Here is an 11,943-nt window from a genome sequence, read left to right as displayed (position 1 = left end):
TGGGCCTGAACCCGGGCAAAACCGGGTGCTGCGACCTTGTGGTCCGGATCTGCAAAATAAGTAAGAATGCGGCGGTCACGGCTCGCAAGCGGGCCTATCATAGCCAACAATCGTTACCAGCTTAAGAGCCCAAGGCGCAAATGAAACGATCCGCTTTCTTTATCTCCGACGGCACCGGCATCACGGCCGAAACCCTGGGCCAGAGCCTGCTGGCACAGTTTGAAAACATTACCTTCAACAAGTTCACGCGCCCCTATATTGACAGCGTCGAGAAGGCGCGGGCAATGGTCCAACAGATCAACAAGGCTGCCGAAAAGGACGAGGTGCGTCCGATCATCTTCGACACCATCGTCAACCAGGACATCCGCGAGATCCTGGCTACGTCCGACGGCTTCATGATCGACATTTTCTCGACCTTTCTGGCCCCGCTCGAGCTGGAGCTTAGTTCACACTCCTCCTACTCGGTGGGGAAATCGCATTCCATCGGTCACAACTCCAACTACATGGAGCGCATCGAAGCGGTGAACTTCGCGCTGGACAATGATGACGGGGCCCGCACCCATTATTACGACAAGGCGGACATCATTCTGGTGGGCGTGTCGCGCTGTGGGAAAACCCCGACGTGCCTGTACATGGCCATGCAGTTTGGCATCCGCGCCGCCAACTATCCGCTGACCGAAGACGACATGGAGCGCCTGCAACTGCCGCCTGCGCTCAAGCAGCATCGGGACAAGCTGTTCGGCCTGACCATCGACCCGGATCGACTCACCGCCATCCGCCACGAGCGCAAACCCAACAGCCGCTATTCGAGCTACGCCCAGTGCGAGTTCGAAGTGCGTGAAGTGGAAAGCCTGTTTCGGCGGGAGAACATCCCGAACATCAACTCCACGCATTACTCGGTGGAAGAGATTTCAGCGAAGGTGCTGGTGGAGAAAGGGGTTGAACGGCGGTTTAAATAACCCACAATCCTTGTTGGAGCGAGGCTTGCCCGCGAAGCTTACGACGCGATGCACCTGACACACCGCAGCGCATCCTTCGCGGGCAAGCCTCGCTCCAACGGGACCGTTGCGGGTTCGTTTGAATGGCGCTCAGGCAACATCACCCCGGCACCCGAACAACCCCCTCCATCAACACCCGCGCGCTACGGCTCATGATCGCCTTTTTCACTGACCACTCCCCGTCCACCTGCACCGCCTCGGCGCCCACCCGCAAGGTGCCCGACGGATGCCCGAAACGCACCGCACTGCGCGCTCCGCCGCCCGCCGCCAGGTTGACCAGCGTGCCGGGGATCGCCGCCGCCGTGCCGATGGCCACTGCCGCCGTGCCCATCATGGCGTGGTGCAGTTTGCCCATGGACATCGCCCGCACCAGCAGATCGGTGTCGGAAACGGCCACCGCCTTGCCGCTGGACGACACATACGCAGCCGGCGGCGCCACAAACGCCACTTTAGGCGTGTGCTGACGTTTGGCCGCTTCGTCGACGTGTTTGATCAAGCCCATGCGCAGCGCGCCATAGGCGCGAATGGTCTCGAACGTGATCAGCGCCTTCGGATCGCCGTTGATCGCGTCCTGAAGCTCGGTACCGGTGTAACCGAGATCCCCGGCGTTGAGAAAAATGGTCGGGATGCCGGCGTTGATCATCGTCACCTGCAGCGTACCGACACCGGGCACCTCCAGATCGTCCACCAGATGCCCGGTGGGAAACATCGATCCACCGGCGCCCTCTTCCTCTGCGGCCGGGTCCAGGAATTCCAGTTGCACTTCAGCGGCCGGGAAGGTCACGCCGTCGAGTTCGAAATCCCCGGTCTCCTGCACGGCGCCGTCGGTGATCGGGACGTGGGCGATGATGGTTTTGCCGATGTTGGCTTGCCAGATGCGGATCACCGCCATGCCGTTCTGCGGAATGCGGTCAGCGTCAACCAACCCGTTGCTGATGGCGAACGGACCGACCGCCGCCGACAGATTCCCGCAATTACCGCTCCAGTCCACGAACGGCGTGTCGATGGACACCTGACCGAACAGGTAATCGACGTCGTGATCGGCCCGGGTGCTTTTCGACAGAATCACGGTCTTGCTGGTGCTCGACGTCGCGCCGCCCATGCCGTCGATCTGCTTGGCGTAGGGATCGGGGCTGCCGATCACGCGCAGCAACAAGGCATCGCGGGCTGCGCCATGGACCTGCGCCGCGTCGGGCAGGTCCTGCAGGCGGAAAAACACGCCTTTACTGGTGCCGCCGCGCATGTAGGTGGCGGCGATTTTGAGTTGTGCTGGGTGGAACATAAAAATTCCTTCCTTTATATAAGCGCCTACAACGCCCTTTCGGACGCAGCTTCTGTAGGAGCGAACTTGTTCGCGAAACGAGCTACCTGACACCGCTTCGCCAACAAGTTGGCTCCTACAGGGGATGTTGCGCGATACCGTCTCAAGCCACCGCCGCCGACTCCAGAAAATCCTGGGCAAAGCGCTGCAACACGCCGCCCGCCTCGTAAATTGACACTTCTTCGCCGGTGTCCAGACGACAGGTCACCGGCACGTCCAAGGTTTCGCCATTTCGGCGGCGGATCACCAGGGTCAGCGTGGCGCCCGGGGTGCGGTCGCCGATCACGTCGTAGGTTTCAGTGCCGTCGATGCCCAGGGTGAGGCGATTGGTGCCGGGTTTGAACTCCAGCGGCAGCACGCCCATGCCCACCAGGTTGGTGCGGTGGATGCGCTCGAACCCTTCGGCGGCGATCACCTCCACACCCGCGAGCCGCACGCCTTTGGCCGCCCAGTCCCGGGACGAGCCCTGGCCGTAATCGGCACCAGCGATGATGATCAGCGGCTGCTTGCGGGCCATGTACGTTTCGATGGCCTCCCACATGCGCAAGACCTGGCCTTCCGGCTCGATCCGGGCGAAGGAGCCCTGTTTGACCATGCCGTTCTCGCGCACCATCTCGTTGAACAACTTCGGGTTGGCGAACGTGGCCCGCTGCGCGGTCAGGTGGTCGCCGCGGTGGGTGGCGTAGGAGTTGAAGTCTTCTTCCGGCACGCCCATGTGCGCCAGGTATTCCCCGGCCGCGCTGTCGAGCATGATGGCGTTGGACGGCGACAGGTGATCGGTGGTGATGTTGTCCGGCAGCACCGCCAGCGGGCGCATGCCCTTGAGCGTCCGCTCGCCGGCCAGCGCGCCTTCCCAATACGGCGGACGGCGGATGTAGGTGCTCATCGCCCGCCAGTCATACAGCGGCGGGACTTTCGGGCCGGTGTCTTCGTGAATGGCGAACATCGGGATGTACACCTGACGGAACTGCTCGGGTTTGACCGAGGCCTTGACCACCGCGTCGATTTCGTCGTCACCGGGCCAGATGTCCTTCAAGCGGATGTCCCGGCCGTCGACCACGCCCAGCACATCTTTCTCGATGTCGAAGCGGATCGTGCCCGCGATGGCGTAGGCCACCACCAGTGGCGGCGAGGCGAGAAAGGCTTGTTTGGCGTAGGGGTGAATCCGCCCGTCGAAGTTGCGATTGCCCGACAGCACCGCCGTGGCGTACAGGTCGCGGTCAATGATTTCCTGCTGGATGACCGGGTCCAGGGCGCCGGACATGCCGTTGCAGGTGGTGCAGGCAAACGCCACGACGCCGAAGCCCAGTTGCTCAAGTTCGGGGGTCAGCCCGGCTTCGTCCAGGTACAGCGCCACGGTTTTCGAGCCCGGCGCCAGCGACGACTTGACCCACGGCTTGCGGGTCAGCCCCAGTCGGTTGGCGTTGCGCGCCAGCAGCCCGGCGGCGATCACGTTGCGCGGGTTGCTGGTGTTGGTGCAACTGGTGATCGCCGCGATGATCACCGCGCCATCCGGCATCTGGCCGGGCACCTCGTCCCAGGCACCGGAAATCCCTTTTGCCGCCAGATCACTGGTGGCGACCCGGGCATGGGGGTTGGAAGGCCCGGCCATGTTGCGCACCACGCTGGACAGGTCGAAGCGCAGCACGCGTTCGTACTCGGCGGCGACCAACGTGTCCGCCCACAGGCCGGTTTCCCGGGCGTAGGTTTCCACCAGCTTCACTTGCTCGTCTTCGCGGCCGGTGAGCTTGAGGTAATCGATGGTCTGCTGGTCGATGGCGAACATCGCCGCCGTGGCGCCGTATTCCGGCGCCATGTTGGAAATGGTCGCGCGGTCGCCCAGGGTCAGGGCGCTGGCGCCTTCGCCATGGAATTCCAGCCAGGCGCCAACGACCTTCTGCTGGCGCAGGAACTCGGTCAACGCCAGCACCACATCGGTGGCGGTGATGCCCGGCTGCGGGCGGCCCGACAGCGTGACGCCGATGATGTCCGGCAGGCGCATCCACGACGCGCGGCCCAGCATCACGTTCTCCGCTTCCAGGCCGCCGACGCCGATGGCCACCACCCCCAGCGCATCGACATGGGGGGTGTGGCTGTCGGTGCCCACCAGGGTGTCGGGGAACGCCAGCCCGCTCTGCACTTGAATCACCGGGGACATCCGCTCCAGGTTGATCTGGTGCATGATCCCATTGCCGGGCGGGATGACTTCGACGTTCTTGAACGCCTGCTTGGTCCAGTTGATGAAATGGAAACGGTCTTCGTTGCGACGGTCTTCGATGGCGCGGTTCTTGGTGAACGCGTCAGGGTCGTAGCCGCCGCACTCCACCGCCAGCGAATGGTCGACGATCAATTGCACCGGCACCACCGGATTGACCTGCGCAGGGTCGCCGCCCATATCGGCAATGGCGTCCCGTAAGCCGGCCAGGTCCACCAGGGCGGTCTGGCCGAGGATGTCGTGGCACACGACGCGAGCAGGAAACCACGGGAAATCCAGATCGCGCTTGCGCTCGATCAATTGCGTCAGCGACGCCTTGAGGGTCAGCGGGTCGCAGCGGCGCACCAGATTCTCGGCCAGCACCCGGGAGGTGTACGGCAGCGTGGCATAGGCGCCGGGCGTGATCGCCTCGACCGCTGCACGGGCGTCGAAGTAATCCAGTTCAGTCCCCGGCAGGCGTTTGCGGTGTTCAGTGTTCATCATCGGCACTCGGTCACGGTTATTCAAATGAAGGCGCTTCAGCGCGAGGCTCATCTGTAGGAGCGAACCTGTTCGCGAAGGCGTCATGCCTGACACACCACATCAAGCGTTCGCCAACAAGTTGGCTCCTACAGAGAGCAGCGTCCCTCCCACCAGCCCCCCGCTTCTAACGTTGTTCGATGGGCACGAACGTGCGCTGTTCGACGCCGATGTATTCGGCGCTGGGACGGATGATGCGGTTGTTGGCCCGTTGTTCGAACACGTGGGACGCCCAGCCGGTCAGGCGCGAGCAGACGAAAATCGGCGTGAACAGCGGCGTCGGGATGCCCATGAAGTGGTACGCCGAGGCGTGATAGAAGTCGGCGTTGGGAAACAGTTTCTTTTGTTCCCACATCGTTTTGTCGATGGCCTCGGACACCGGGAACAGCACCGTGTCGCCCGCCTCGTCCGCCAACTGCTTCGCCCAGCCCTTGATTACTTCATTGCGCGGGTCGTTGTCTTTGTAGATCGCGTGGCCGAAGCCCATGATCTTCTCTTTACGCTCCAGCATCCCAAGGGTGCCGGTGACCGCTTCTTCAGCGGAGCCAAACTTCTCGATCATGGCCATGGCCGCTTCGTTGGCGCCGCCGTGCAGCGGGCCACGCAGGGTGCCGATGGCGGCGGTGATGCAGGAGTGCAGGTCGGACAAGGTCGAAGCGCAGACCCGGGCGGTGAAGGTCGAGGCGTTGAATTCGTGCTCGGCGTACAGAATCAGCGACACGCTCATGACCTGGCGGTGCAGTTCGCTGGGGGTCTTGTCCAGCAGCAGCTTGAGGAAGTGCCCGCCAATCGAGGGTTCGTCGGTCACGCAGTCGATGCGCTTGCCGTCGTGGCTGAAGCGATACCAGTAGCACATGATCGCCGGGAAGGCCGCCAGCAGCCGGTCGGTGGCGTCGTGCTGCTGGTCGAAACTGCGTTCCGGTTCAAGGTTGCCCAGCATCGAGGCACCGGTGCGCATGACGTCCATCGGGTGCGCGTCGGCGGGGATGCGTTCGAGCACTTCCTTCAGCGCTGGCGGCAGATCACGCAGGCCCTGGAGTTTCGCCAGGTAGGCGTCCAGTTCGCTTTGTGTCGGCAGATTGCCGTACAGCAGCAGGTAGGCGACTTCTTCGAACTGCGCATTGGCAGCCAATTCGCGTACGTCGTAGCCACGGTAGGTCAAACCGGCGCCGGCCTGGCCGACAGTGGACAAGGCCGTCTGCCCCGCCACCTGGCCCCGCAGGCCGGCGCCGCTCAATACTTTTGCTTCAGCCATTGCTGTCTCCAATTTTGAATTTATTAGGGATTTGGCAACTTATGGATCAATGAATGCGGACTCGTGGGAGCGGACCTGTCCGCGAATACAATTGCTCATCTGCCGGAAATGTGTCGAATGTACCGGCCTCTTCGCGGACAGGTCCGCTCCCACAGGGGACTATCATTCAGCCCCGCCTCGCAGTCTCAACCCTTCTTCTGCGCAAACAACGCATCGAGCTTCTGCTCGAACGCGTGGTAATCAATGCGCTCGTACAGCTCCATGCGGGTTTGCATGGTGTCGACAACATGCTGCTGCGTACCGTCGCGGCGGATGGTGGTGTAGACGTTTTCCGCCGCTTTGTTCATGGCGCGGAACGCCGACAGCGGATACAACACCAGCGCCACCTCGGCGGCTTTCAATTCGTCGGTGGTGAACAGCGGTGTCGCGCCGAACTCGGTGATGTTGGCCAGGATCGGCGCCTTCACCCGGCTGGCGAACAGTTTGTACATCTCAAGCTCGGTGATGGCCTCCGGAAACACCATGTCGGCCCCGGCTTCGATGCAGGCTGCCGCCCGGTCCAGCGCCGACTCCAGCCCTTCCACCGCCAGCGCATCGGTGCGCGCCATGATCACAAAGCTGTCGTCGGTGCGCGCGTCCACCGCCGCCTTGATCCGGTCGACCATTTCCTGCTGCGAGACGATCTCCTTGCCCGGCCGATGACCGCAGCGCTTGGCGCCCACCTGATCCTCGATGTGCATCGCCGCCGCGCCGAACTTGATCATCGACCTGACCGTGCGCGCGACGTTGAACGCCGACGCGCCGAACCCGGTGTCGACGTCCACCAGCAGCGGCAGATCGCAGACGTCGGTGATGCGGCGCACGTCGGTGAGCACGTCGTCCAGGCCGGTGATCCCCAGGTCCGGCACACCCAGCGAGCCTGCCGCGACGCCGCCGCCGGACAAATAAATGGCCTTGAACCCGGCGCGCTGAGCGAGCAAGGCGTGGTTGGCGTTGATGGTGCCGACCACCTGCAGCGGGTGTTCGCTGGCGACCGCGTCACGGAAACGCTGGCCGGGCGTGTTTCTGATCGAACTCATTTTTGTTTTTCACCTCGGTCGGGGGCAGCCTGGTAATGCTGCTCGATGTTGCGCTTGGATCCGCCGATATGACGGCGCATCAGCAATTCAGCCAGTTCGCCGTCACGGTCGGCGATGGCGTCGAGAATGCGGTGGTGTTCGGCGAACGCCTGACGCGGACGGTTGGGCGTGGTGGAGAACTGAATCCGGTACATGCGCACCAGTTGGTACAGCTCGCCGCAGAGCATTTGCGTCAACGTGCTGTTTCCGGCGCCCTGGATAATCCGGTAATGAAAGTCGAAATCGCCTTCCTGCTGGTAGTAACCGACGCCCGCCTGGAAGGCTGTATCGCGCTCATGGGTGTCGAGCACCCGGCGCAAATCATCGATCTGCGCCACGGTCATGCGCTCGGCGGCCAGCCGACAGGCCATGCCTTCGAGGGATTCGCGGATTTCGTAGAGTTCGATCAATTCGGCCTGGCTGAGGGACACCACCCGGGCGCCGACATGGGGGATGCGCACCAGCAGGCGCTGGCCTTCGAGCCGGTGAATGGCCTCACGCAACGGCCCGCGGCTGATGCCATAGGTGCGCGCCAGTTCAGGCTCGGAAATCTTGCTCCCCGGCTTGATATCGCCTCTGACGATGGCGGCCTGAATGCGCCGAAAGACGTTTTCGGAGAGGGTTTCCGAGTCGTCCAGCGCCGGGGGTGCGGTTTCGATGGCATCCAACATTGTTGACACCTTTTTAATTTATAGCGCTAAAGCTAGTCACTTCGACCCGATTAGTCAAAGCCAAACGCCTGATTGTTGACAGTACACCCGTTCTGTAGGAGCGCGCTTGCCCGCGAACATTTATTTGAACCCATGCATATGTGTCGTCAAACCCATCCTTCGCGGGCAAGCGCGCTCCTACAAGGCGATCCGGGCTCGTCGGTGATTTCCCGGACCACCAAAACCTTCATGCTAGAATGCGCCGCGCTCGGCCCCGACTTTACGACGGCTAATTCCCGCCTCTTTTTACCTTGCCAGGACCTATGAGCCCCCAACGCCTCCTTATCCTTCTTTGCCTGCTGCTGCCCGGCCTGTCTTTCGCTGCGGACAAGACCGTCTACGGCCTCAACGAGTACGCCGAGCTTGCCGACATCGATCTGCAAGTGGCCGCAAAACTCGACACCGGCGCAAAAACCGCTTCACTGAGTGCTCGTGACATTCAGCGCTTCAAGCGCGACGGTGAGTCGTGGGTACGTTTCTATCTGGCCATCGATGATGCACACGCGCACCCTATCGAACGCCCCCTGGAACGGCTCAGCAAAATCAAGCGCCGGGCCGGGGACATTGATCCGGATGATGACAAGAAATACACGGCACGCCCGGTCATCAGCCTGAAGGTCTGCATGGGTTCATCATTGCGAACCGTGGAAGTGAACTTGACCGACCGAAGCGCATTCCAATATCCGCTTTTGATCGGCTCCGAAGCACTGAAACACTTTGATGCGCTGGTCGATCCCAGCCTTAAATACGCAGCGGGCAAACCCGCCTGCGCGACCGATGCTTTAACCGCTGAGTAATTAAATGCGCGCGCTCACCCTCCATCTGAAAATCCTGATCACAGTCCTGGTGGGACTGGGCATTGCGATCACGGCCTATCAGATACTGGTTCTCGGCATCCCGGTGACCGAAGACGAAACCGACGACCTGTGGAACATCGACGCCAAGGTCGAGTTCGTCGCCAACCCCAAGGACCCGGTCAAGGTCCAGATGTTCGTGCCGCCCCTGGCCCGCGACTACATCAGCCTCAACGAGAGCTTCATCTCCAACAATTACGGCGTCAGCGTCAATCGCGCCGACGGCAACCGCAAAGTCACCTGGTCGGCACGCCGCGCCACCGGCAACCAGACGCTGTACTACCGGCTGGTCCTGACCAAGCGCTACAGCGGCGAAAAAGCCAAGATCAAAGGCCCGATCTTCCGTGACAGCATCGTCGTCGAAGGCCCGGAAAAGATCGCCGCCGACGCCCTGCTCGCCCCGATTCGCCAGCACTCGGCCGACGTCGAAACCTTCGTCACCGAAGCCATCAAGCGCGTCAACAACCTCAGCGATGACAACGTCAAGCTGCTGCTGGCCGGCGATCAGTCGGTGGGCAACAAGGCGCGCATCACCGAAGTCCTGCTGTCCATCGCCCACGTGCCGGTAGAGAAGGTCCACACCATTCGCCTGGTCGCCGATCAGCCGCAGACCCCCGAACTGTGGCTGCGCAGTTTCAATGGCAAGGACTGGCTGTACTTCAACCCCGACACCGGTGAAGCGGGCCTACCCCAGGACCGCCTGCTGTGGTGGATCGGCGACGACAACCTGATCTCCGTCGAGGGCGGCAAGAAAGCCACGGTCAGTTTCAGCCTGAACAACAGCGAGATGAACGCCATCCGCCTGGCCAAGCTGACAGACGAAAACACCGACGCGGACTTCCTCGAATATTCGTTGTACGGGCTGCCGCTGCAGACCCAGCAAACCTTCATGATCATGGTGATGATCCCGATCGGCGTGCTGGTGATCCTGATCCTGCGCAACCTGATCGGCCTGCAGACCCTGGGCACCTTCACCCCGGTGCTGATTGCGCTGGCGTTCCGCGAGACCCAGCTGGGCTTCGGCATCGTGCTGTTCACGATCATCACTGCGCTGGGGCTGTCACTGCGCTCGTATCTTGAGCACCTCAAGCTGCAAATGCTGCCGCGCCTGTCGGTGGTGCTGACCTTCGTGGTGGTGCTGATCGCGGCCATCAGCCTGTTCAGCCATAAGCTGGGCCTGGAACGCGGCCTGTCGGTGGCGCTGTTCCCCATGGTGATCCTGACCATGACCATCGAACGCCTGTCGATCACCTGGGAAGAACGCGGCGGTGGCCATGCCATGAAAGTCGCCATCGGCACCCTGTTCGCGGCGTCACTGGCGCACATCATCATGAGCGTGCCGGAACTGATTTATTTCGTGTTCACCTTCCCGGCCGTGCTGCTGATTCTGGTGGGCTTCATGCTGGCCATGGGACGCTATCGCGGCTACCGGCTGACGGAGCTGGTCCGGTTCAAGGCCTTCATCAAAGAAGATCAAGCGCGGGAAGACGCCAAATGATCGGCTGGTGGAAAACCTGGAAGGCACTGGAAGCCAAGGGGATCATGGGCATCAACCGGCGCAACGCCGACTACGTGCTCAAGTACAACAAGCGCAGCCTGTACCCCATCGTCGATGACAAGATCATCACCAAGGAGCGGGCCATCGCCGCCGGCATGCAAGTGCCGGAGCTGTACGGGATCATTTCCACCGAAAAGCAAATCAGCCGGCTGGATGACATCATCGGCGGGCGCAATGACTTCGTGGTGAAGCCGGCCCAGGGCGCGGGCGGAGATGGCATTCTGGTGATCGCCGACCGCTTCGAGGAACGGTTCCGCACCGTCTCGGGACGGATCATCAGCCGCGACGAAATCGAGCACCAGATCTCCAGCATCCTCACCGGCCTGTATTCCCTGGGCGGGCATCGCGACCGCGCGCTGATCGAGTACCGCGTGACCCCCGATCAGATTTTCAAAAGCATCAGCTACGAAGGCGTGCCGGACATTCGCATCATCGTCCTCATGGGCTACCCGGTGATGGCGATGTTGCGCCTGCCAACCCGCCAGTCCGGCGGCAAGGCCAATCTGCACCAGGGCGCCATCGGCGTGGGCGTCGACCTCGCCACCGGCACCACCCTGCGCGGCACCTGGCTGAACAGCATCATCAGTAAACACCCGGACACCACCAATGCCGTGGACGGTGTGCAGTTGCCGAACTGGACCGGTTTCATGGCCCTGGCCGCCGAGTGCTACGAGCTGTGCGGCCTGGGCTACATCGGCGTCGACATGGTGCTGGATCAGGAGCGTGGCCCACTGATCCTGGAACTCAACGCCCGTCCGGGGCTGAACATCCAGATCGCCAACGACTGCGGCCTGACCCATCGCACCCGCGCGGTGGAAGACCGCCTGGAGCAATTCGCCGCCAGCGGTCGCGTGGAAACCCCGATAGAGCGGGTGAATTTCGTGCAGGAATTGTTCGGGCACGTTTGAACCCTAAACCGACGCCACCCTGCTTCCCGCACACAACCCGCTATGAGCTGACTTGTCTGCAAAGCGGCCGTAGACACCGTCACCTCCATTGACCTGATGCACCGCAAGCACAGGTTTTACTGCCGGTGCCCGGCAGATCGCAGGCAAGCCAGCTCCCACGCCTTCGGCAGAAGCGGGATTCATGCAGCGCCGGTTTCTCAGTCTGGCCGAGAGGCGCCAGAGGCTGTCACCTCCATTGACCTGATGCACCGCAAGCACAGGTTTACTGCCGGTGCCGGCAGATCGCAGGCAAGCCAGCTCCCACGCCTTCGGCAGAAGCGGGATTCATGCAGCGTCGGTTTTTGATTCTGGCCGAGAGGCGCCAGAGGCCGTCATCTTCATTGACCTGATGCACCGCAAGCACAGGTTTTACTGCCGGTGCCCGGCAGATCGCAGGCAAGCCAGCTCCCACGCCTTCGGCAGAAGCGGGATTCATGCAGCGCCGGTT

10 protein-coding genes are annotated in these 11,943 nt (G+C 62.2%); 4 read left to right on the top strand and 6 right to left on the bottom strand.

The features are described from left to right. The first annotated feature begins 140 nt into the window (after window positions 1–140). Window positions 141–959: a posphoenolpyruvate synthetase regulatory kinase/phosphorylase PpsR gene (gene ppsR / locus ABQX22_RS13365; protein ID WP_349800225.1), complete on the top strand. Its 819-nt coding sequence runs from the start codon at window positions 141–143 to the stop codon at window positions 957–959. Between the two features lie 139 nt (window positions 960–1,098). Here ppsR and prpF read toward each other — a convergent pair whose 3' ends face one another. From prpF to ABQX22_RS13340, 5 genes are all read right to left on the bottom strand, one after another. Beyond that, window positions 1,099–2,280: a 2-methylaconitate cis-trans isomerase PrpF gene (gene prpF, locus ABQX22_RS13360; protein ID WP_349800223.1), complete on the bottom strand. Its 1,182-nt coding sequence runs from the start codon at window positions 2,278–2,280 to the stop codon at window positions 1,099–1,101. A gap of 142 nt (window positions 2,281–2,422) precedes the next feature. After that, entirely contained in the window at window positions 2,423–5,014 is a 2,592-nt protein-coding gene (acnD, locus tag ABQX22_RS13355) for a Fe/S-dependent 2-methylisocitrate dehydratase AcnD (RefSeq protein WP_349800221.1), read from the bottom strand. Between the two features lie 166 nt (window positions 5,015–5,180). Then, window positions 5,181–6,308 (bottom strand): bifunctional 2-methylcitrate synthase/citrate synthase, encoded by a 1,128-nt coding sequence (gene prpC, locus ABQX22_RS13350; RefSeq protein ID WP_349800219.1) that lies wholly within the window; start codon window positions 6,306–6,308, stop codon window positions 5,181–5,183. A 185-nt stretch (window positions 6,309–6,493) separates the two neighbouring features. Beyond that, window positions 6,494–7,387 carry a methylisocitrate lyase gene (prpB, locus tag ABQX22_RS13345; RefSeq protein ID WP_349800217.1) on the bottom strand — a complete coding sequence of 298 codons (894 nt, stop codon included), beginning with the start codon at window positions 7,385–7,387 and terminating at the stop codon, window positions 6,494–6,496. Then, the gene (locus tag ABQX22_RS13340) at window positions 7,384–8,097 is read right to left on the bottom strand and encodes a GntR family transcriptional regulator (RefSeq protein ID WP_349800215.1); all 714 of its coding nucleotides are present in this window, start codon (window positions 8,095–8,097) and stop codon (window positions 7,384–7,386) included. Before ABQX22_RS13340 ends, prpB begins: the two co-directional genes overlap by 4 nt. Window positions 8,098–8,399: 302 nt before the next feature. On the opposite strand from ABQX22_RS13340, the gene rloA reads away from it, so the two are divergent. Genes rloA through ABQX22_RS13325 form a run of 3 tightly spaced genes read left to right on the top strand, consistent with a single transcriptional unit; the run spans window position 8,400 to window position 11,456 of the window. Then, window positions 8,400–8,933 carry a retropepsin-like aspartic peptidase RloA gene (gene rloA, locus ABQX22_RS13335; protein WP_349800213.1) on the top strand — a complete coding sequence of 178 codons (534 nt, stop codon included), beginning with the start codon at window positions 8,400–8,402 and terminating at the stop codon, window positions 8,931–8,933. 4 nt (window positions 8,934–8,937) lie between these two features. Further along, window positions 8,938–10,488 (top strand): osmotic stress tolerance membrane protein RloB, encoded by a 1,551-nt coding sequence (gene rloB / locus ABQX22_RS13330; RefSeq protein WP_349800211.1) that lies wholly within the window; start codon window positions 8,938–8,940, stop codon window positions 10,486–10,488. Beyond that, the gene (locus ABQX22_RS13325; RefSeq protein WP_349800209.1) at window positions 10,485–11,456 is read left to right on the top strand and encodes an alpha-L-glutamate ligase-like protein; all 972 of its coding nucleotides are present in this window, start codon (window positions 10,485–10,487) and stop codon (window positions 11,454–11,456) included. Before rloB ends, ABQX22_RS13325 begins: the two co-directional genes overlap by 4 nt. A 262-nt stretch (window positions 11,457–11,718) precedes the next feature. Here the strand turns inward: ABQX22_RS13325 and ABQX22_RS13320 are convergent. Further along, window positions 11,719–11,943 (bottom strand): hypothetical protein (locus tag ABQX22_RS13320; RefSeq protein WP_349800207.1); only part of this gene is annotated, 225 nt, incomplete at its 5' end.

Origin of the sequence: Xanthomonas sp. WHRI 1810A, assembly GCF_040202885.1 — a bacterium.
Taxonomy (GTDB): domain Bacteria; phylum Pseudomonadota; class Gammaproteobacteria; order Pseudomonadales; family Pseudomonadaceae; genus Aquipseudomonas.
This window is presented reverse-complemented; position numbering and strand designations above follow the sequence as displayed.